Origin of the sequence: Microbacterium sp. YJN-G (assembly GCF_015040615.1) — a bacterium.
Lineage (GTDB): Bacteria > Actinomycetota > Actinomycetes > Actinomycetales > Microbacteriaceae > Microbacterium.
This window is the reverse complement of record NZ_CP060402.1, coordinates 1,016,880-1,038,313: the sequence shown is the minus strand read 5'-3', so window position 1 is coordinate 1,038,313 and position 21,434 is coordinate 1,016,880. Positions and strand designations below refer to the sequence as shown.

The window sequence follows — 21,434 nt, the reverse complement described above, 5'->3', positions numbered from 1 at the left end:
GCCCCGACGCGAAGGGATTACTCCGCCGTCTTCTCGATCTGGTGGAACAGCGGGACCGAGTTCCAGCCGAACTCGACGTTGCTCACCGACTCGCCGTAGCCGCCGACGACGTTCGAGTACCACAGCGGGATCACGGGCAGGTCCTGCAGCAGAACCTCCTGCGCCTGCTGGAACAGCGCGTTCGCCGCCTCAGGGTCGGTCTCCGAGATGCCTTCCGCGATCAGCTTGTCGAACTCGGGGTTCGAGTAGTCGCCGTCGTTCGAGCCGGCGTTGGTCGCGTACAGCGGTCCCAGGAAGTTGTACAGACCCGGGTAGTCCGCCTGCCAGCCGGTGCGGAACGCCGTCTGGATGGTGCGGTCGGTGACCTTGCCGCGAAGCTCGGCGAAGGTCGGGTACGGTGCGCCGGATGCGTCGATGCCGAGCGTGTTCTTGATGGAGTTCACGGTCGCATCGACCCAGGCCTGGTGGCCACCGTCGGCGTTGTAGCCGATCTGGAAGGTGCCGCTCCACGGGCTGATCGCGTCAGCCTCGGCCCACAGCTCCTTGGCCTTCTCGGCGTTGAAGTCGAGGACCTCGCTGCCCTTGAGCGAGTCGGACCAGCCGTCGATGACCGGCGAGGTGAAGTCGCTGGCCGGGGTGCGGGTGCCCTGGAAGATCACGTCGGTGATCTCCTGGCGGTTGATCGCCATCGACAGCGCCTGGCGACGCAGGTTGCCCTCTTCACCGCTGAAGTGCTCGAGGCGCTCCGGGATGGTGAAGGACTGGAAGATGGCCGCCGGCTGGTTCACCGCACGGTCGCCGAGGTCGGACTCGAAGGTCGCGAACGCGGAGTCCGGGATGGCGTCGAGCACGTCGAGCTGGCCCCCGAGCAGGTCGTTGTACGCCGAGTCCTGCGAGGCGTAGAAGACGATGTTCAGGCCGCCGTTGGCCGGCGTGCGCGGTCCGTCGTAGTCGGGGTTGACGACGAGGTTGATGCCCACGTCGTGCTTCCACGCGCCTTCGCCGTCGAGCATGTACGGGCCGTTGCCGATCGGGTTCTCACCGAAGGCCTCGATGTCCTCGAACGCCACGTCGGGCAGCGGGAAGTAGGCCGAGTAGCCCAGGCGCTGTGCGAAGTCGGAGGCCGGCTTGTTCAGCGTGATGGTGAAGGTGTAGTCATCGACCTGCTTCAGACCCGTCAGCTCGGAGTCGGCGTCGTAGCTGAAGCCCTCGATGTCCTCGAAGAAGTAGCTCGACAGCTGCTCGTTCGAGGCGAGCGCGCCGTAGTTCCACGCCTTGATGAAGTTGTCGGCGGTGACCTCTTCACCGTCCGTGAAGGTCAGACCCTCACGGATCTTCACCGTCAGGTTCTGCGGGTCATCGACCGTGATCTCCTCGGCGACGTCGTTGTAGACGGAGCCGTCGGCGGCGTAGCCGATGAGACCGGCGAACATGGCGTCGAGGATCTTGCCGCCGCCCGTCTCGTTCGTGTTCGTCGGGATCAGCGGGTTCTGCGGCTCGGAGCCGTTGACCGAGATGATCGCGCTGGCATCGGCACCGCTGTTGTTGTCGTCTCCGGTGTCGGGGTTCTCCCCGCCTCCCGAGCAGCCGGCGAGCGCCATGGCACTCGCCGCGAGCAGCGAGAGGCCCGCGAGTGTCTTCTTGTTGTGCTTCACTGTGTCCTCCTGTGGACGGGTACAAGCACGCGCTCGCCGTCGAACGCGTCCATGCTCCGATCCTAGATCTCATGCCTCCGACATGCAGGAGTGCGACACAACTGTTATTCAGCCTTAACCGAAACACCCCCGGCGCCGGAGATCGGCGACGGGGGCGAAGCGGTGGGGCGGATCAGGCGAAGGCCTCCACAGGCGGGCAGGCGCACACCAGGTTGCGGTCGCCGTAGGCCTGGTCGATGCGGCGCACCGGCGGCCAGTACTTCGTCGCGACCAGCGAGCGCACCGGGTAGGCGGCCTCCTCGCGGGTGTACGCATGCGTCCACTCCCCCGCGATGAGCGATGCGGCGGTGTGCGGCGCGTTCACCAGCGGGTTGTCGTCCGCGGGCCAGCGGCCGGCGGCGACGGCATCCGCCTCGGCCTTGATGAGGATCATCGCCTCGATGAAGCGATCGATCTCGCCGATGTCCTCCGACTCGGTCGGCTCGACCATGAGCGTGCCCGCGACGGGGAACGACATGGTCGGCGCGTGGAACCCGAAGTCGATGAGCCGCTTGGCGACGTCGTCGACGGTGATGCCGGTAGCCTCCTTGAGCGGGCGGAGGTCGAGGATGCACTCGTGCGCGACCCGGCCCTGCTCGCCGGTGTACAGCACCGGGTAGTGGTCGGCCAGGCGCGCGGCGATGTAGTTCGCCGACAGCACGGCCGCGGCGGTCGCCTCGCGCAGTCCGTCGGCACCCATCATCCGCACGTACGCCCACGAGATCGGTAGCACGCCGGCCGAGCCGTACGGCGCTCCGGAGACAGGGCCGCCCTCGAACACGTGGCCGCACGCGTGCGCGGACTTCTGCGCCTGCGGGTGACCGGGCAGGTGCGGTGCGAGGTGCGCCTTGGCCGCCACCGGGCCGATGCCGGGTCCGCCGCCGCCGTGCGGGATCGCGAAGGTCTTGTGCAGGTTCAGGTGCGAGACGTCGCCGCCCAGGTCGCCGAACCGGGCGTAGCCCAGCAGCGCGTTGAGGTTCGCGCCGTCGACGTACACCTGACCGCCGGCCTCGTGCACCGCCGCGGTGATGTCGGTCACCTGCTCCTCGTACACGCCGTGCGTGGACGGGTAGGTGATCATCAGCGCGGCGAGGTTCTCGGCGTGCGTGGCGATCTTGGCGCGCAGGTCGCCGAGGTCGACGTTGCCGAACTCGTCGGTGGCCACGACGACGACCTTCATGCCCGCCAGCACCGCAGAGGCCGCGTTGGTGCCGTGTGCGGACGACGGGATCAGGCACACGTCACGGTGCGTGTCGCCTGCCGCGTGGTGGTATCCGCGGATGGCGAGCAGGCCCGCCAGCTCGCCCTGCGAGCCGGCGTTCGGCTGCAGCGACACCGCGTCGTACCCGGTGACCTCGGCCAGCCACGCCTCGAGCTGGTCGATCATCGCGAGCGATCCCTCGACGTCCTCGACCGGGGCGAAGGGATGCAGCTGCGCGAACTCCGGCCAGGTGATCGCCGCCATCTCGGTGGCCGCGTTGAGCTTCATGGTGCACGAGCCCAGCGGAATCATGCCGCGGTCGAGCGCGTAGTCGCGGTCGGCGAGCTGCTTGAGGTAGCGCATCATGGCCGTCTCGGAGCGGTGCACGTGGAAGACCGGGTGAGTGAGGTACTCGTCCTCGCGCAGCAGCGCCTCGGGCAGGGCGCCGGCCGAGCCGGCGCCGAAGAATCCGAACACCCGCTCCTGCTTGCCGCCGAAGAGCACCGCGATGCGGTGCAGGTCGGTGAACGTGGTGGTCTCGTCGACCGAGACGCCCACGGTGTCGGCATCCACGAGGCGCAGCAGGATGCCGTCCTCGTCGTGCGCCCGGCGGACGATGGCCTCCGCGCGACCCGCGACGCGCACGTTCACCGTGTCGAAGAACGCGTCGTGCACGACCTCGGCGCCCGCCTCGGCGACCCAGTCGCGCAGCAGCGCCGCCTTGGCGGCGACGTCGGCGGCGATGGCTCGCAGCCCGTCGGGACCGTGGTAGACGGCGTACATGGATGCCATCACGGCCAGCAGCACCTGGGCGGTGCAGATGTTCGAGGTCGCCTTCTCGCGGCGGATGTGCTGCTCGCGGGTCTGCAGCGAGAGCCGGTACGCCGGGTATCCGCTCGCGTCGACAGAGACGCCGACGAGACGGCCGGGCAGCTGACGCTCGAGCCCGGCGCGGACGGCCATGTAGCCGGCGTGCGGGCCGCCGAACGCCATCGGCACACCGAAGCGCTGGGTGGTGCCCACCGCCACGTCGGCGCCGAGCGAACCGGGCGAGCGCAGCAGGGTGAGGCCGAGCAGGTCGGCGGCGACGACCGCGATGCCCTTGGCCACGTGCGCGGCGTCGATCACCGCGGACGGGTCCCAGACGCGGCCGGATGCACCGGGGTACTGCACGAAGACGCCGAAGAGGTCGTCGGGCAGCTCGGCGCCGCCTGCGAGGTCGCGCTCGTCGATCTCGATGCCGACGGCGTCGGCACGGGTGCGCAGCAGCGCCTTGGTCTGCGGCAGCGCGTCGGCGTCGACGACGAAGACGTTCGATGCGGCCTTCGAAGCGCGGCGGGCCAGCAGCATGCCCTCGGCGACCGCGGTCGACTCGTCGAGCATCGACGCGTTGGCGGTCGACAGGCCGGTGAGGTCGGAGACCATGGTCTGGAAGTTGATCAGCGCCTCGAGGCGGCCCTGCGAGATCTCGGGCTGGTACGGCGTGTACGCGGTGTACCACGACGGGTTCTCGAGTACGTTGCGCTGGATCACCGACGGCGTGAGCGTGCCGTGGTAGCCCAGGCCGATCATCGCGCGGTTGACGGTGTTGCGTGCGGCCAGCGCGCGCAGCTCGGCCAGCGCCTCGGCCTCGGAGGCGGCCACCGGGATGACCGAGTCCTCACCGGCCGAGGTGTAGATCGAGGCGGGCACGGCCTGGCGCATCAGCGCCTCGATCGGCTCCTCGTGCTCGAGGTTGAGGGGGGCGTCGGCGTCGATCCCGAGGGCGGCGAGCATGTGCTGCCGCGCCTCAGCGGTGACCCCGATGTGGCGGCCGGAGAATGAGGTCACTCTCATGCCCCCGTGATCGCGACATAGCCGTCGCGGTCGAGCAGGCCGTCGGTGGCGCCGTCGGCGACCTCGACCTTGATCAGCCAGGCGCCCTCGAACGGCGAGGAGTTCACCAGCGCCGGGTCGTCGACGACGGCCTCGTTGATCTCGGTGACGGTGCCCGAGACGGGGGCGTACAGCTCCGAGACCGACTTGGTCGACTCGGCCTCGCCGAACACGTCGCCGCGGCTCAGCTCGGTGCCCACCGCGGGCAGCTCGACGAAGACGATGTCACCGAGGGCGTCGGCGGCGAAGTCGGTGATGCCGATCGTCGCGATCTGGGTCCCCGAGCCCGCCGAAGGGTCGAGCGCGACCCACTCGTGCTCTTCGCTGTACTTGAGTGCGTTCAGATCGGTCATTTCTTCCTCCGGTAGAAAGGCAGGGCGGTCACGGTGGCGGGGATCCTGGTCCCGCGCACATCAAGGAATACTGCGGTCCCCTCTTCACGGGAAGACGGGTCGACGAACGCCATCGCGATGGGGTGGCCGAGCGTCGGGCTCAGGGCGCCGCTGGTGATCTCCCCGATCACCGTGCCGTTCTCATCGACCACGGCGTAGCCGGCGCGACCGGCGCGGCGGCCCTCGGCGGTGAGGCCGACGAGCACGCGGGCGTCGTCCGCGGGCGCGACGGCGTCCTTGCCGACGAAGCGCTCCTTGTCGGCGACGACGACCCGTCCGAGTCCTGCCTGTGCGGGCTTGGTCTCGCGACTGAGCTCGTGACCGTACAGCGGCATCCCGGCTTCGAGGCGCAGCGTGTCGCGGGCGGCGAGGCCGGCGGGGACGAGCCCGTACTTCTCACCGGCGGCGAGCACGGCATCCCACAACGCCTCGGCTTCGGCGCCGGGCACGAGCAGCTCGAAGCCGTCCTCACCGGTGTAGCCGGTGCGCGCCAGCAGCAGCGGCGTGCCCTCGAACGTCGCGCGCGCCCAGGAGTAGTACTTCTGCTCCGGCCACGGGATCGAGACGTCCGCGATCCCGTCGACCTCGGCGAGGATCGCCTCGGCCGCAGGGCCCTGCACGGCGATCAGCGCGTAGTCGTCGGAGACGTCGACGACCTCGGCATCCTGACCGGCGGTGCGCGCCTGCAGCGCCTCGGCGACGGCGTCGCGGTTGCCCGCGTTCGAGATGATCAGGAAGTCGTCGTCGGCGAGCCGGTAGACGATGACGTCGTCGATGATGCCACCGTCCTCGGCGAGCAGCAGCGAGTACTTCGCCTTGCCGACGCTCATCGCCGACAGGCGGCCGGCCAGTGCGTAGTCGAGGTAAGCCGCGGCGCCCGCACCGCGGACGGTGAACTCGGCCATGTGCGAGATGTCGAAGACGCCGGCGGCCTGGCGCACGGCGTGGTGCTCGGCGAGGTCGGACGTGTAGCGCACCGGCATCTGCCAGCCGCCGAAGTCGGTGAAGGATGCGCCGAGCGCCTCATGTCGCGCGCGCAGCGGAGTGAAACGAGCCTCTGTCATGGAGTTCTCCCGTTGGATCGGAAGGATGACGTGCATCTGCACGCTATCCGAGAACTCCCCCTCTGTCATCGGCCTGAGAGTTTCGCCCGTGAGGGGCTTTCACCGTCGGCGGAGTTCAGAGCGAAGGGAGACCCGCGGAGTGCGGCTCACCAGGGTTCCGGCTCGGTCGCTGATGCTCCCTCGCTCAACCCGATTCCTTGCTTCGCCCGAAATCGCTTTTCAGAGTGGCCCGACCCGGGCGGTACGCGGTACCTGAGAGATTGGCGGGGAGGCTTGCTCCTTCGGTGCCCGGTTGCGATCACCGGGGCTCTCCCGCGCAGGTCGTGGGGCCCGTGTTCAGTTAGGCCTCCAGCATAGCGGCAGCCACGGCCCCCGAAGGCACGATGACGCCGTGCGCCGAGGCCCCGCCGAGGCGCTCCTCTAGGCTCATCGATGTGAATGGCACGACAGGCGAGCACGACGCGATCCGCGTCGCGGTGTCGACCGTGATCTTCTCCCTGCGCACGGCCGCCGACGGCGACCGTCTCATGCTGCCCCTCGTGCGCCGCACCCGCGAGCCGCACCGGGGACAGTGGGCGCTGCCCGGCGGGTGGCTGGATCCGGCGGAAGACCTGGATGCCGCGGCATCCCGCACCCTCGCCGAGACCACCGCGCTCAAGCCCAGCTATCTCGAGCAGCTGTACACCTTCGGGGAGGTCGACCGCTCGCCCAGCCGGGCCATCTCGATCGTGTACTGGGCGCTGCTGCGCTCGGACCTCGTCGACGCCCAGCGCTCGGCCGCCGGCGCCCCCGAGAACGTCGAATGGTTCGACGCGGATGCCCTGCCCGACCTGGCGTTCGACCACAACCGGATCGCCGGGTACGCCCTGGACCGGCTGCGCAACAAGGTGGCGTACAGCCGCATCGCCGCTGGCCTTCTGCCCGACGAGTTCACCCTCACCGAACTGCGCGAGGTCTACGAGGCGGTGCTCGGGCGGCGCCTGGACCCGTCGAACTTCCGCCGCCTGCTGGAGGGCTCAGACGAGCTCGTGCCGACCGAGTCGTTCCGCACCGGCAAGCATCGCCCGGCCCGGCTGTACCGCTACAACGCCGACGCCTGAGCGGGCCGCCGATCGTCGGGCGCGTAACCCCGATTGCACTTCTGGTCAGATCGACATAATCTGTTGCCGCACACTAAGTGTCGAAATGACCAGAAGGCGGCGCCCGATGTCCCCCACCCCTCTGCTCGATCCCTCCGTCGATCACGCCCTGCAGGCGATCGTCAGCGGCGCCTCGACGGAATCGACCTGCACCACCGACCTCGCCGCCGGCCCCTGGGACTTCGACAGCCGTCCGGGATACGGCCCGGGGTCGTCGATGGGCGACGTCATCCCCACCGGCGCACCGCGCCAGGGCGAGCTGCCCGCCGAGTACCGCGAGGCCGGCGAGGACGAGCTGCACGACCGCATCCGCGCCGCCAAGCAGGCCCTCGGCGACCGGGTCGTCGTGCTCGGCCACTTCTATCAGCGTGAAGAGGTCGTCCGGCACGCCGACTACGTGGGCGACTCCTTCCAGCTCGCGAACGCTGCACTCGAGCATCCCGACGCCGAGGCGATCGTGTTCTGCGGCGTGCACTTCATGGCCGAGACCGCCGATCTGCTCTCGGGCGCCGAGCAGTCGGTGATCCTGCCCAACCTGGCTGCGGGCTGCTCGATGGCCGACATGGCCGACATCGACCAGGTCGAGGACTGCTGGGAGCAGCTCGCCGAGGTGCTCGGCCCGCTCGATGAGCCGGATGCCGACGGGCTGCTGCCCGTCATCCCGGTCACGTACATGAACTCCTCCGCGGCGATCAAGGGATTCGTCGGACGGCACGGCGGAATCGTCTGCACCTCGTCGAACGCCGTGACCGTGCTGGAGTGGGCGTTCGCGCGCGGCCGCCGCGTGCTGTTCTTCCCCGACCAGCACCTGGGCCGCAACACCGCCAAGGCGATGGGCGTGCCGCTGGAGCGGATGCCGATGTGGAACCCGCGCCGGCCGCTGGGCGGTTCGAGCGCCGACGAGCTGGCGCAGAGCCAGGTCATCCTGTGGCACGGCTTCTGCTCGGTGCACCGCAGGTTCAGCGTCGACCAGATCGACCAGGCGCGCGCCGAGCACCCCGGGGTGCGCGTGATCGTGCACCCCGAATGCCCGATGGAGGTCGTCGACGCCGCCGACGAGGCCGGGTCGACCGACTACATCCGCCGGGCCATCGCCGGTGCGATCGAGCCGACCACGTTCGCGATCGGCACGGAGGTGAACCTCGTGCGCCGCCTGGCCGCACAGCATCCGCAGCACGAGATCTTCTGCCTCGACCCGGTCGTCTGCCCGTGCTCGACCATGTACCGCATCCACCCCGGCTACCTCGCGTGGGTGCTCGAAGAGCTCGTCGCCGGACACGTGCAGAACCGCATCCAGGTCGCCGGCGACGTCGCCGCCCCGGCGCGCCTCGCCCTCGACCGGATGCTGGCGGCGAAGCCGCGATGAAGGTCGTCATCGTCGGGGCGGGTGTCGCGGGCCTCACCGCGGCGCTGCGCGCCGACGCGCTCGGCCACGAGGTCGAGCTGGTCGTGAAGGGACGCCTCCGCGAGGGCAGCACCGTGCACGCTCAGGGCGGGATCGCCGGCGCCTACGGGCCCGGTGACTCGGCGGCGCTGCACGCGCTCGACACCATGCACGCCGGTGACGGCCACGGCGACCCGCTCGCGATCGCCGCGCTGGTCGACGGCGCGGCGGAGGCGATCGACGCACTGGTCCGTGCCGGCGTGCCCTTCGATCGTGCCGCCGACGGCGCGATCGCACGCGGTCTCGAGGCGGCGCACAGCCTGCCGCGCATCGCACATGCCGGCGGCGACGCGACCGGCCGGGCGATCTCGGATGCGCTGACCGCCCGTCTCGACTCCACGCGCGTGCGAGTGCGCGAGCAGGCGTTCGCCACCGACCTGGTGACCGCGGACGATGCCGTGCACGGCATCCGTCTGCACGGCATCCGTCTCGTCGGCATCCGTTTACTCAGTGGCGAGACGATCGACGCGGATGCCGTCGTGCTCGCCACCGGCGGCGCGGGGCTGCTCTATCCGGTCACCACCAATCCGTCGGGCACGACGGGCGACGGCATCGCGATGGTGCTGCGCGCCGGAGCGCCGGTGGCGGATCTGGAGTTCGTGCAGTTCCACCCCACGGTGCTCGCGGGCGACTCGCCGTTCCTGATCTCCGAGGCGGTGCGCGGCGCCGGCGCCGTGCTGCGGGATGCCGACGGACGGCGATTCGTGTTCGACGACCACCCCGACGGCGAGCTGGCGCCGCGCGACGTGGTCGCCCGCGCCGTGGCCAGGCAGGCGCTCGCGCAGGGCTCACCCGTGTTGCTGGATGCGACCGCCCTGGGCGCCGCAGCCCTCGCAAGCCGCTTCCCCATGATCGACGCCGAACTGCGCCGGCGCGGCATCGACTGGTCGCGCGAGCCGGTGCCGGTCTCGCCTGCCGCGCACTACCTGATGGGCGGCGTCGTCACCGACGTCGACGGGCGGACCGCCCTGCCCGGGCTCTGGGCCGTGGGTGAGACCGCCCGCACCGGGGTGCACGGCGCGAACCGGCTGGCGTCGAACTCCCTGCTCGAGGGCGCCGTCTTCGGCGCCCGCGCCGCCGATTCCCTCACCCACACCTCGCTCCCGTATGAGTTTGTGCCGCCTGGGAGCGATCGCAGCGGCACAAACTCATACGGGAGCACTTCATGCGGGAGCGGAGAGCGGGTCGGGGCGGAGCAGCACGGCGGCATGCGTGGCTTCTCGCGTCAGTCGCTGCAGCAGCTGATGTGGGAGCGAGTCGGGCTGCTGCGCGACGACGACGGACTCGCCGACGCCGTCCGCACGCTGCACGCGTGGGAAGCTCCGGCACCGCGCACACCCGCCGAGCAGGAGGACGCGAACCTGCTGATCGTGGCCCGCGCGACAGCATCCGCCGCCCTTGCCCGCACCGACTCGCTCGGCGCGCACTTCCGCCTCTCCCCCGCCCTGATCGGAGCCGCATGATCACCCCCGCCACGCTGGATCGCGTCGTCCGCGCCGCCCTTGAGGAGGACGCGCCGTGGGGCGACATCACCAGCACCGCGCTGCTGCCCGCGCAGGCGCAGGCGACCGCCGACCTCGTCGCGCGCGAGCCCGGCGTGTTCAGCGGCGGCGAGGTCTTCGCCGCCGCGTTCGCCCTCACCGATCCGGCCGTCGCCGTCGATCTGCACGCAGCCGACGGCGACCGCTTCGAGGCGGGCGACGCGCTCGCCTCGGTGTCGGGCCCGGCGCGCAGCATCCTCACCGCCGAGCGCGTGGCGCTCAACTTCACCCAGCGGATGAGCGGCATCACGACCCTCACGGCGGCGTACGCGGATGCCGTGGCCGGCACCGGTGCGCGCATCGCCGACACCCGCAAGACCACGCCGGGGCTGCGCGAGTTCGAGCGCCACGCCGTCGTCAGCGGCGGCGGCAGCAACCACCGGCGGTCGCTGTCGGATGCCGTCATGGCCAAGGACAACCACCTCGAGGTGCTGCGCCAGGGCGGCCGCGATCTCGCGACCGCGCTGCGTGACGCGCTCGCGCGTCTGCCGCACACCACGCACGTGGTGGTCGAGGTCGACCGGCTCGACCAGATCCCGGCCGTGCTCGACGGCGGTGCCGACACGGTGCTGCTGGACAACTTCTCGCTCGACGACCTGCGCGCGGCCGTCGCCCTGATCGGCGACCGTGCGACGGCCGAGGCCTCCGGCGGGGTCACGCTCGAAACCGTGCGCGGCATCGCCGAGACGGGGGTGCGGGTCATCTCGGTGGGCGCGCTGACGCACTCGGCCCGCGCGCTGGATCTCGGGCTCGACGTGCGGATCGCCTGACGCGGCATGCTCTACCTCGATCACGCCGCGACCTCGCCCGTGCGCCCGGAGGTGCTCGAGGCGATGCGCCCGTACCTGACGGACGTGTTCGGCAACCCGTCGAGCCACCACACTGCGGGTGAGGCGGCGGCCGCGGCGCTCGACGGCGCACGGCGACGGGTGGCCGCGGTGCTGGGGATGCGCGCGAGCGAGGTGATCTTCACCTCCGGAGGCACCGAGTCGAACAACCTCGCGCTCAAGGGGATCATGCTCGGCGGCCTCGAGCGCGACCCGTCGCGGCGTGCGGTGATCACCACCCCGATCGAGCACGAGTCGATCCTGGAGGCCGCCGACCACCTGCGCCGCTTCCATGACGTGCAGGTGACCCGGCTGCCCGTCGACGGGCACGGGGCGGTGTCGCCGGACGATCTCACCGCCGCACTGGACGGCTCGCAGGTCGCACCCGCACTGGTCAGCTTCGGCCACGCGAACAACGAGGTCGGCACCGTGCAGGATGCGGCGGGTCTCATCGCCGTCGCGGGGACGCACGGCGTGCCGGTGCACGTGGATGCGGTGCAGTCCGCCGGCTGGCTGCCGCTGAGCGGACTCGGGGCGGATGCCGTCTCGATCGCCGGGCACAAGCTCGGCGCGCCGAAGGGCGTGGGTGCCCTGGGCGTGCGCTCCCGGGTGCCGCTGGAGCCGCTGCTGCATGGCGGCGGACAGGAGCGCGGCCGCCGCAGCGGCACCGAGAACGTCGCCGGTGCCGTAGCCCTGGCCACCGCCCTCGAACTCGCCGAGGCCGAACGCGAGCAACTCGCCGCACGGATCGGCGCTGCGACGGTCGAGTTCATCGAACGGGTGCTGGATGCCGTGCCGCAGGCCGCGCTCACCGGCTCGCCCGATCACCGCCTGCCGAACCTCGCCAGCTTCACCTTCGCGGGCACCAGCGGCGAGGCGGTGCTGCTCGAACTCGAGCGTCGCGGAGTGGTGTCCTCGAGCGGCTCGGCATGCGCGGCGGGCAGCGACGAGCCCTCGCCTGTGCTGCTGGCCATCGGCATCCCGCCCGAGACCGCACAGACCTCGGTGCGCTTCACCTTCGGCCGCGCACCGCTTCCCGATGGAGCATCCGCTCAGCTCGCCGCACTCGTCGCCGCCTCGGTCGGCGCGGTGCTGGCGGCGTGACTGGGCAGGCCTCGCAGTCACACGCGCCCCGGCGCGACACCCGCGTTCTAGACTCGTGATCGTGCCCGGCTCCGACGCTCTCGTGACGATGATCGTGCCCGGCCGTGACATCGCGGCCTACGCCCCCGCCGCGATCGACTCCCTCCGGGCTCAGGATGAGCAGCGCTGGCGCGCCGTGCTGATCGACGACGGCTCGCACGACGACACCGGTGCGGTGTTCGCGGATGCCGCGGCATCCGACCCCCGTTTCGAGGTGCTGCACCATGACGAGGCGCGCGGGCTGGGCGCCGCCCGCAACATCGGTCTCAGCCGGCTGGACACGCCTTTCGTCGGCTTCCTGGACGCCGACGACGAGCTCACCCCTGGTGCGCTGAGTGCCTGGCTGCACACGCTGGAGGAATCCGGCAGCGACTTCGTCGCGGGGGCCTATGTGCGCTCCCGTGCTGTGGACGGCGCATACCGGGTCGGCCGCGTGCAGCCCTGGGTGGCGCAGGCGACCGCGCCGCGCCGTCTGGGTGTGACGCTCGCCGAGCATCCGGACGCGTCAGCGAACATCGTCGCCTGGTCGAAACTCAGCCGCGCGAGCGTCTGGGATGACCTGCGATTCCCCGAGAACGTCGCCTACGAGGATCAGATCGTCGCCCAGCGGATGTACACCGAGGCGCGCACCTTCGACGTCATCCCCGACGTCGTCGTGCGCTGGCGGGTGCGCGCCGAAGGCACCTCGATCACGCAGGGAAAGGACCGGCTGCCCGTACTGCGCGACTACCTCGCCGCACTGCGCGGCGGGGTCCGCGTGCTGCGCGGCGCCGGACAGGATGCGGCGGTCGCGGCACGACTGAGCCTCATCGTCGCCATGGATCTGCCTCCGCTGCGGCGCATCGCCGCCGAGCATCCCGACCCTGCGTACTCCGCCGCCCTCGACGAGTTCGAGACCGCCATGCGCGCGCTGCCCGAGTACGCCGACGTCAACCCCGACCCCGAACTCGCCGCCGCGCTGGCCTGGTGACACGATGACCGGATATCTCGACTCCCTCTTCTCGCTGCACGGCCGCACCGCCGTCGTGACCGGCGGATCCTCCGGCATAGGCCGCGCGATCGCGGGTGCGCTCGCCCGCGCCGGCGCGGCGACCGTGATCGTCGCCCGCGGTCGCGAGCGCATCGACGACACCGTGCGGGAGCTGACGGACGACGGATGCCGCGCAGCCGGCGTCGTCGGCGATCTCAGCACCCGTGAGGGCATCCGGGAGGTCGCCGAAGCGGCCGTCGTGCCGTTCGGCGAGCCCGACATCCTCGTCAACTCTGCCGGGATCAACATCCGCCCGCCGATGGCGGAGATCACCGAACAGGACTGGGACCTCACGCTCACGGTCAACACGCTCGCACCGTTCCTGCTCGGCCAGCGCTACGCACCCGGGATGGCCGAGCGCGGATACGGGCGGCTCATCCACATCAGCTCGCAGCAGGCGCACCGCGCCTTCGTCTCGAGCGGGGTGTACGGGGTGTCGAAGGGAGCCGTCGAGTCGCTCATGCGCTCCGAGGCCGAGGCGTGGGGAGGCACTGGTGTCACCAGCAACACCCTGGTGCCGGGGTTCGTGCTCACGCCGCTGAACGCACGCCTGCAGGAGGATGCCGCCAAGGTCGCCGAGCTCGCTGCGCGCACCATGATCGGCCGCAACGGACTGCCCGAGGATTTCGCTTCCGCGGCGGTGTTCCTCGCCGGGGCCGGGTCGGGTTACGTCACCGGACACTCGCTGTTCATCGACGGCGGCCTGTCGGTGCACTGATCACGAATGGGTTGCTGGGGCCCTTCGAGAGCCTCAGGGACCCAGCAGGAATGGGTTGCTGAGCCTGTCGAAGCACCCTGCCGCTGTCGCTGAGGCCCTTCGGCAGGCCCAGGGACCCAGCAGGAATGTGATGCTGGGGCCCTTCGAGCGCCTCAGGGACCCAGAAGGAATGGGTTGCTGAGCCTGTCGAAGCACCCTGCTCAGGTGGGGATGCCGTCGCTGACGTGGGGGTCGATGCGGGAGGCGGCGACCTGCTGGGCGGCGAGCTGGGCGTAGAGGCCGTCGGCGGCGAGAAGCTCGGCGTGCGTGCCCGACTCGACGATGCGTCCACCCTCGAGCACATGGATCGCATCCGCGCCCATCACCGTCGACAGCCGGTGCGCGATGGAGATCACCGTGCGCCCCTTCGCCGCCTCGTCGAGCGCCTCCTGCACCACCCGCTCCGAGACCGTGTCGAGCGCCGACGTGGCCTCGTCGAGCAGCAGCACCGGCGGATCCTTCAGCAGCACGCGCGCGATCGCGATGCGCTGCTTCTCCCCGCCGGAGAGCCGGTAGCCGCGCTCCCCCACGACGGTGTCGTAGCCCTTCTCGAACCCGGTGATGATGTGGTGGATGTTCGCCGCCCGGCAGGCCGCCTCGAGTTCGGCATCCGTGGCATCCGGCTTCGCGTAGCGCAGGTTCTCGCGGACCGTCGCGTGGAACAGATAGGTCTCCTGCGACACGATGCCGATGTCGTCGATGATCGACCCCTGGGTCAGTCCGCGCACATCAGCACCGGCGAAGCGCACCGCACCGGCGGTCGCCTCGTACAGCCTCGGCGCGAGGTAGAGGATGGTCGTCTTGCCCGCCCCCGACGGTCCGACGAACGCGACATGACTGCCCGGCTCGGCGACGAATGACACGCGGTCGAGTGTGGGGCGCGCGTCGTCCGCGGCATCCGGGTAGCGGAAGATCACATCCTCGAACTCGACCTGCCCGCGCGGCCCGGGGGCGTCGGCGACGTCGATGGCATCGGGCGTGTCACGGATCTGCGGCACCAGGTCGAGGTACTCGAAGATGCGGGCGAACAGCGCCCGCGAGGTCTGCAGGTCGAGCGCGACGCGCATCAGCCCCATCAGCGGCATGAGCAGTCGCGCCTGCACCGTCGTGAACGCGACGATCGCGCCGGCGGTGATGTCGGTCGCCCCGCCGCTGACGAACAGTCCCGCCACCAGGTAGATCACAGCCGGGACGCTCGACATGAGCACCTGCACGACTGCGAAGAAGCCCTGTCCGCTCATCGCCCTGCGCACCTGCAGGCGCACCTGGTTGCGGTTCTCATCCTGATAGCGCACCGACTCGGTGCGCTGCCGGTTGAACGACTTCGAGAGCAGGATCCCCGAGACGCTCAGCGTCTCCTGGGTGATGCTGGTGAGCTCGGACAGCGACTCCTGCGTCTCGCCGGCGATGCGTGCGCGCACCTGGCCGACGCGGCGCTGGATGAGCACGAGGATGGGCATCATCACGATCGCGATGAGCGTGAGCCGCACGTCGATGAGGATCATCGCGACGAGCGAGGCGACCACGGTGACGGTGTTGCCCAGGATGCTCGTGACGGTGTTCGTCAGCACCCCCGACACCCCGCCGACGTCGTTCTGCAGTCGCGACTGGATGACGCCGGTCTTGGTGCGGGTGAAGAAGGCCAGCTCCATCGCTTGCAGGTGCTCGAAGAGCTTCACGCGCAGGTCGCCGGTGACCTCGTTGCCCACGGTCGAGGTCAGCCAGGTCTGCACGACGCCGAGCACAGCCGACAGCAGGAAAAGCCCGATCATCACGCCGACCAGCGTCGACAGCAGGGGGATGCGCGGACCGCCGCCGTCGAGCGGGAAGAGGGCGTCGTCGAAGATCCGCTGCACGAGCAGGGGCGGGATCACGGCGAGACCGGCGCCGACCACGACGAGCAGTGCGGTGAGCGCGAGCCGCCCTCGGTAGGGCAGGAACAGCGCGATCACCCGGCGTCGCAACCCCGGCACGCGGGGCGCCTCGGCGTTGAGACGGCGCTGCGCCGCCTCGTCGACACCACGGAACGCTGCGCCGCGTCCGCCTCCGCCCATGCTCATCCCCTCAGGCTAGTGCGATCCGCCGACAGCGGATCGGGCGCCGGAGGGGAATGGAATGTCGGAGGCACCGGTTACGCTGAATGGCTGATCCGCCGCAGTCGCGGATCGCATCCCACAGACCACTCCTGAGGAGGACCATGTCCGCCATCCGAACCGGCCCCTCTCGAGTGCAGCAGCGCTCAGAACCGGGCATCATCCCCGCCAAGGACATGGCCGTCATCTGGGTGCTGCTGGCCGCCGCCTTCGTCGCCATCCTCAACGAGACGACGATGGGTATGGCGATCCCGCACCTGATCACCGACCTCGGCATCACCCCGATCGCCGCGCAGTGGGTGACCAGCGCCTTCATGCTCACGATGGCCGTCGTCATCCCGATCACAGGCTTCCTGCTGCGCCGCTTCACCACGCGGCAGATGTTCCTCAGCGCCATCACGCTCTTCTCGATCGGCACCCTGGTCGCCGCGTTCGCCAGCGGTTTCACGATGCTGCTGGCCGCGCGCATCGTGCAGGCGTCGGGTACGGCGGTCATGATGCCGCTGCTGATGACGACGATCATGAACCTGGTCCCAGCCGCCTCACGCGGCCGCATGATGGGCCGGGTCAGCGTCGTCATCTCGCTTGCACCGGCGATCGGCCCCACCATGTCGGGCTTCCTGCTCGACCACTTCGGCTGGCGCGCGATCTTCGTGGTCGTGCTGCCGATCGCACTCGTGGCGATGTTCATCGGCTGGCGCTGGCTGACCAACGTCGGCGAGACCACCCACGCGCCGATCGACGCCCTCTCGATCGTGCTCTCGGCGTTCGGATTCGGCGGTCTCGTGTTCGGTCTCAGCCAGATCGGCGGCCTCGAGAACGGGACGAGCTGGATGCCGATGGCGATCGCGCTCGTCGTGGGCGTGACCGGGCTCGGCCTGTTCCTCTGGCGTCAGGTGATCCTGCAGCGCGAGGACGATGCGCTGCTCGATCTGCGCGTGTTCACCTCGCGGGACTTCACGCTGTCGATGACCCAGATGTTCCTGCTGTCGCTGGCGTTCTTCGGCAGCATCACCGTCATCCCGCTGTTCCTGCAGGACGCGCTCGAGCTGAGTGCGCTCGATGCCGGCCTGGTCGTGCTGCCCGGCGCACTGGCGATGGGTCTGCTCGGGCCGGTGATCGGCCGCATCTACGACAGCCGCGGCACGAAGATCCTGCTGATCCCCGGCTCGATCCTCGCCTCGGGAATGCTCTGGCTGATCAGCACGCTCACGGTCGACAGCTCGATCTGGCTCGTCCTGGTCGCGCAGACGCTGCTGTCGGTCGGACTGGCACTGTCGTTCACGCCGCTGTTCACCGCGTCGCTGGCGTCGCTCAAGCCGAAGTTCTACTCCTACGGCAGCGCGGTGATCGGCACGATCCAGCAGGTTGCAGGCGCCGCGGGCATCGCGGTGATGATGGCGATCTTCACAGCCGTCACCAAGGCGGGAGGTGGAACCGAGGTCCCGGCGGCTGTCGCCGAGGGCACCCGGACGTCGATCCTGATCGGCGCCATCATCGCCACCGTCACGATCATCGGAGCGTTCCTCATCCGCAAGCCGGAGGACGACGGCGAGGGCGGCGGGCACGCAGGCCACTGAGCCCGCGACACGATCAGGTCGTCACACGGGACCGGGCGGGGATCCGCCCGGTCCCGTGTGCTGTAGTGTGTTCGCATGATCACCCGTTGGTATGCGTATTTCGAGTCGGCTCTGGAGGGGCCGGCGCCGATGTAGCGCGTACCGACACCTTCAGAGCCGACAGGGCAGAGCATCCGCTCTGCCCTGTGCCGTTTCGGGGCAAAGCCCCGTGCCGTTTCGGCGGGCTCTGCGCAGGGTCCGCCTCCGACCAGGACAGGACCCCCATGCACACCACCGAGACACTCGACCGCACCGCCGATCTGCACGTCAGCGGCTTCGCGACGCTGCCGGCCCCGGCCGACATCATCACCAAGTTACCCGTCGGCGATGATCTCGCCGCCATGATCACCCGAGCCCGCGACGAAGTTCGGGCCGTCATGAACGGCGAGGACGACCGCCTGCTCGTCGTGGTCGGACCGTGCTCCATCCACGACCCGGATGCCGGGCTCGAGTACGCCCGCCGGCTCGCCGCCGAGGCCGAGCAGCACCGCGACGACCTGCTGATCGTCATGCGCGCCTACTTCGAGAAGCCGCGCACCACGGTCGGCTGGAAGGGCCTCATCAACGACCCCCACCTCGACGGCAGTCACGACATCGAGACCGGGCTGCGCCTGGCGCGCGCCTTCCTGCGCGACGTGTCATCGTTGGGCCTGCCGTGCGCCACCGAGTTCCTCGAGCCGATCAGCCCGCAGTACACCGCCGACCTCATCGTGTGGGGTGCGATCGGCGCCCGCACCACCGAGAGCCAGATCCACCGGCAGCTGGCATCCGGCCTGTCGATGCCGATGGGGTTCAAGAACGGCACCGACGGCGGCCTGCAGGTGGCACTCGACGCGGCATCCGCGGCATCCGCCCCGCAGGCCTTCCTCGGCATCGGATCCGACGGGCGCGCCAGCCTGGTAAGCACCACCGGCAACCCCGACACCTCCGTGATCCTGCGCGGCGGCGCCGACGGCCCTAACTACAGCCCCGAGCACGTGCGCCGCGCGTCGGAGCGTCTCACCGCCGCCGGCCTCACCGAGCGGCTGATCGTCGATGCCAGCCACGGCAACAGCGGCAAGGACCATGTCCGTCAGTCCGAGGTGGTCGTCGAGCTCTCCGCGCAGATCGCGGCCGATGGCCGCGCGATCGCCGGCCTCATGCTCGAGAGCAACCTCGTCGCGGGCGCCCAGAAGCACGACGTGTCAACGGGATCGAAAGGTCTCGTGCGCGGTCAGAGCATCACGGATGCCTGCATGGGGTGGGATGTCACGGTCGACGCGCTCGCGCAGCTGGCCGCGGCATCCCGCGAGCGTCGGGAGCGTGCGCAGGCGTCGCCGGCCTCCTGAGCGCCGCCGGGTCGCCCCGGCGTGGATCGCAGCGATGCTGCGGGGCCGCACCGGGGCGCCGGGCGCGAGGACCGGACGGCGCGGGAGGGCGGAGTCGGGAAGGGCGGAGTGCGGAGTCTGCGGCTTCAGTCGGCGCGCGCAGCCGGCACGGCGGGCGGCAGCACGCAGTACCCGTCGGTGCACAGCCCGACCTCGGACTCCGAGCCGAGGATCTGCAGTCCCGGGGGCGCGGTGAGCGCGGGCGATGACGACGCCTCGAGGCCGGGAGCCTTCTGTTCAGCCATCCCTCGATCGTACGCCTCCCCGGAGGCGCCGGGGCCGGACCACGGCATCCGCATCGCCCGCCACCACACTGGACGCCCACCACACCGGCCCGTCATTCCGCCATTCCGTCATTCCACCGGCCCGCCGTTCCGCAGGCGGCGACCAGCACGTACAGTGAGAGGACCCGACTCCGGCGCCGTGCCCCCCGCGCGATGCCGGTCCACGGCGCATCGTCGCGCCCGAAAGGATGCTCGTGAGCATCGCCGCTTCTACCCTGCAGGTGACCCGTCAGCCTGGTCTGCCGTTCCGGCCGTCCATGGTGATCGCCTTCGCGACGGTGACCGTCATCCCCGTCCGGAGCGTGCAATGAGCGACGAGTCCGAGCGCGAGCTCACCGACCCGGTACGGCTGCTCGACGACCGCGGACTGCAGAACCCGGCCGCCATCGGCTGGACCCGGCGGCAGCTGATCGACACCGACGGGGTGGGGCAGGGCGCCCGCGGCTGGGGCCGCAACAAGCGCTGGGAGTACTGGGCGATCACCTCCCCCACCCACATCATCGCCCTCACGATCGGCGCGCTCGACTATGCCAACGTGCGCGGCGTGTGGGTGCTCGATCGGGCTCGTCGCGAGGAGGTCGACCTGTTCGAGATCAGCCCGCTCGATCTGGGCGTCGAACTGCCAGGCACACTCGGGCACGGTCCCGCCCGATCACGCGGACGACGCGCGACCCTCGAGTTCGTGGATGCCGACGCCGGCACGTTGCTGCTCGCGCGCACCCCGCGGGTGAACGTCGACATCGTCGCGACACGTCCGAGCCGCCATGAGGCGATGGGCACCGCGGCGCCGTTCAGCCCGTTCCACGCCGAGTACACCGTGAAGGACGTCGACCGTCCGGCGCACGGCACGATCCGCGTGGACGGCGTCGAGTACGACGTGCCGGCCGGTTCGTCGTGGGCGATCCTGGATCATCTGCGCGGACGCCTGCCGTACCGGACGCACGGGAACTGGGGCGCGGGGGCCGGGATGGCCGGCCGACGACGGATCGGGCTGCAGCTGGGTGGCTGCGGACCCCTCGCGGTCCGGCACGGCGTCTCGCAGAACGCGTTCACCGTGGACGGGCGGCTGCACAAGGTCGCCGGCGCCCTGGAGTGGCAGTTCGACGCCGATGACTGGTCGGCACCGTGGCACGTGCGCAACGACAGGATGCTGCTGGAGTTCACGCCGTTCCATGTGCGCTCGAGCAGAACCGAGCTGCTGCTGGTCGCCTCCACGGCGAACCAGGCCTTCGGGCACTGGTCGGGCAGGCTGCGAGCCGACGACGGCGAGTGGATCGAGGCGGACGGCATCCTCGGCTGGGCCGAGGACGTCCGCAGCAGATGGTGACTCGCGGCATCCGGGACTGATGCACGGCATCCGGGATGGAGCATCCGATCGCCTCGGCCGATGGGTTCCGTGTGCGCCTGCTGTCCATCCCTTCTCCCACGCGGTACGGTTCCGGACATGGACGAAGCGACCGCCGGCGACGCGCAAGAGCCGCGCCCCGATGAGACCCCGGCCGAGCGCGCCGATCGCAACTGGAATGAGCTCATGCAGGAGCTGCGGGTGATGCAGACCGGCACGCAGATCCTCACCGGCTTCCTGCTGGCCGTCGCCTTCCAGCCGCGCTTCCTCGATCTGGATGCTGTCCAGGTCGCGCTCTACATCGTGCTGGTGCTGCTGGCGGCGACGGCGACCGTGCTCGCCCTGGCACCGGTGGGGCTGCACCGCATCCTCTTCCACGAGCAGCGCAAGCCGGAGCTGGTGCGGACGGCGAACCGGCTGGTGAAGGTGAATCTCGTCGTGATCGGCGCGGTCACCGTCGGCGTGGTGGCGCTGATCCTGGACGTCACGCTGAGCAGGCCGATGGCGGTGATCTCAGCGGCCATCGGCCTGATCGTGATCCTGCTGCTGTGGGTCGGGCTGCCGCAGCTGATGCGGCGAGGGATGAGCTGAGCCGCCCGGAGTTGTGAATGCCCTCCGA

At 70.3% G+C, this 21,434-nt stretch carries 17 protein-coding genes and 1 riboswitch; of the genes, 11 read left to right on the top strand and 6 right to left on the bottom strand.

Annotated features, from left to right (window positions below):
- Positions 1-17: 17 nt before the first annotated feature.
- The 4 genes from H7694_RS04840 to gcvT form a co-directional block, all read right to left on the bottom strand.
- Entirely contained in the window at positions 18-1,655 is a 1,638-nt protein-coding gene (locus tag H7694_RS04840) for a peptide ABC transporter substrate-binding protein (protein ID WP_193598415.1), read from the bottom strand.
- Between the two features lie 172 nt (positions 1,656-1,827).
- A complete protein-coding gene (gene gcvP, locus H7694_RS04835; protein ID WP_193598414.1) occupies positions 1,828-4,731 on the bottom strand; it encodes an aminomethyl-transferring glycine dehydrogenase in 2,904 nt (967 codons plus the stop codon).
- A complete protein-coding gene (gcvH, locus tag H7694_RS04830; protein ID WP_193598413.1) occupies positions 4,728-5,123 on the bottom strand; it encodes a glycine cleavage system protein GcvH in 396 nt (131 codons plus the stop codon). Before gcvH ends, gcvP begins: the two co-directional genes overlap by 4 nt.
- The gene (gcvT, locus tag H7694_RS04825; RefSeq protein WP_193598412.1) at positions 5,120-6,226 is read right to left on the bottom strand and encodes a glycine cleavage system aminomethyltransferase GcvT; all 1,107 of its coding nucleotides are present in this window, start codon (positions 6,224-6,226) and stop codon (positions 5,120-5,122) included. Before gcvT ends, gcvH begins: the two co-directional genes overlap by 4 nt.
- A 229-nt stretch (positions 6,227-6,455) precedes the next feature.
- A riboswitch (glycine riboswitch) is annotated at positions 6,456-6,551 on the bottom strand.
- 109 nt (positions 6,552-6,660) lie between these two features.
- Here gcvT and H7694_RS04820 point away from each other — a divergent pair.
- The 7 genes from H7694_RS04820 (at position 6,661) to H7694_RS04790 (ending at position 14,068) form a co-directional block, all read left to right on the top strand.
- A complete protein-coding gene (locus tag H7694_RS04820) occupies positions 6,661-7,326 on the top strand; it encodes an NUDIX hydrolase (RefSeq protein WP_413782927.1) in 666 nt (221 codons plus the stop codon).
- A gap of 106 nt (positions 7,327-7,432) precedes the next feature.
- On the top strand, positions 7,433-8,731 hold the full coding sequence (nadA, locus tag H7694_RS04815; protein ID WP_227468293.1) for a quinolinate synthase NadA: 1,299 nt from the start codon (positions 7,433-7,435) through the stop codon (positions 8,729-8,731).
- Positions 8,728-10,272, top strand: a complete 1,545-nt coding sequence (gene nadB / locus H7694_RS04810) for an L-aspartate oxidase (protein ID WP_193598409.1) — start codon at positions 8,728-8,730, stop codon at positions 10,270-10,272. The genes nadA and nadB overlap by 4 nt, the downstream gene beginning before the upstream one ends.
- A complete protein-coding gene (gene nadC / locus H7694_RS04805) occupies positions 10,269-11,120 on the top strand; it encodes a carboxylating nicotinate-nucleotide diphosphorylase (RefSeq protein WP_193598408.1) in 852 nt (283 codons plus the stop codon). Before nadB ends, nadC begins: the two co-directional genes overlap by 4 nt.
- 6 nt (positions 11,121-11,126) lie before the next feature.
- A complete protein-coding gene (locus H7694_RS04800) occupies positions 11,127-12,281 on the top strand; it encodes a cysteine desulfurase family protein (protein ID WP_193598407.1) in 1,155 nt (384 codons plus the stop codon).
- Between the two features lie 61 nt (positions 12,282-12,342).
- Positions 12,343-13,290: a glycosyltransferase family 2 protein gene (locus tag H7694_RS04795; RefSeq protein ID WP_227468292.1), complete on the top strand. Its 948-nt coding sequence runs from the start codon at positions 12,343-12,345 to the stop codon at positions 13,288-13,290.
- A 4-nt stretch (positions 13,291-13,294) separates the two neighbouring features.
- Positions 13,295-14,068, top strand: a complete 774-nt coding sequence (locus H7694_RS04790; RefSeq protein WP_193598406.1) for an SDR family NAD(P)-dependent oxidoreductase — start codon at positions 13,295-13,297, stop codon at positions 14,066-14,068.
- 200 nt (positions 14,069-14,268) lie between these two features.
- On the opposite strand, the gene H7694_RS04785 is transcribed toward H7694_RS04790, so the two are convergent.
- The gene (locus H7694_RS04785; protein ID WP_193598405.1) at positions 14,269-16,167 is read right to left on the bottom strand and encodes an ABC transporter ATP-binding protein; all 1,899 of its coding nucleotides are present in this window, start codon (positions 16,165-16,167) and stop codon (positions 14,269-14,271) included.
- A 137-nt stretch (positions 16,168-16,304) separates the two neighbouring features.
- Between H7694_RS04785 and H7694_RS04780 the strand changes: the two genes are divergently transcribed.
- Positions 16,305-17,780 (top strand): MDR family MFS transporter, encoded by a 1,476-nt coding sequence (locus tag H7694_RS04780; protein WP_193598404.1) that lies wholly within the window; start codon positions 16,305-16,307, stop codon positions 17,778-17,780.
- 263 nt (positions 17,781-18,043) lie between these two features.
- Positions 18,044-19,147, top strand: coding sequence for a 3-deoxy-7-phosphoheptulonate synthase (locus H7694_RS04775; protein WP_193598403.1), 1,104 nt, complete (start codon positions 18,044-18,046; stop codon positions 19,145-19,147).
- A 125-nt stretch (positions 19,148-19,272) separates the two neighbouring features.
- Here the strand turns inward: H7694_RS04775 and H7694_RS04770 are convergent, their stop codons facing one another.
- Positions 19,273-19,431, bottom strand: a complete 159-nt coding sequence (locus tag H7694_RS04770) for a hypothetical protein (protein ID WP_193598402.1) — start codon at positions 19,429-19,431, stop codon at positions 19,273-19,275.
- A 346-nt stretch (positions 19,432-19,777) separates the two neighbouring features.
- On the opposite strand from H7694_RS04770, the gene H7694_RS04765 reads away from it, so the two are divergent.
- Positions 19,778-20,797: a DUF2804 domain-containing protein gene (locus H7694_RS04765; protein WP_193598401.1), complete on the top strand. Its 1,020-nt coding sequence runs from the start codon at positions 19,778-19,780 to the stop codon at positions 20,795-20,797.
- Between the two features lie 117 nt (positions 20,798-20,914).
- Positions 20,915-21,406 (top strand): DUF6328 family protein, encoded by a 492-nt coding sequence (locus H7694_RS04760; RefSeq protein ID WP_193598400.1) that lies wholly within the window; start codon positions 20,915-20,917, stop codon positions 21,404-21,406.
- Positions 21,407-21,434 lie beyond the last annotated feature (28 nt).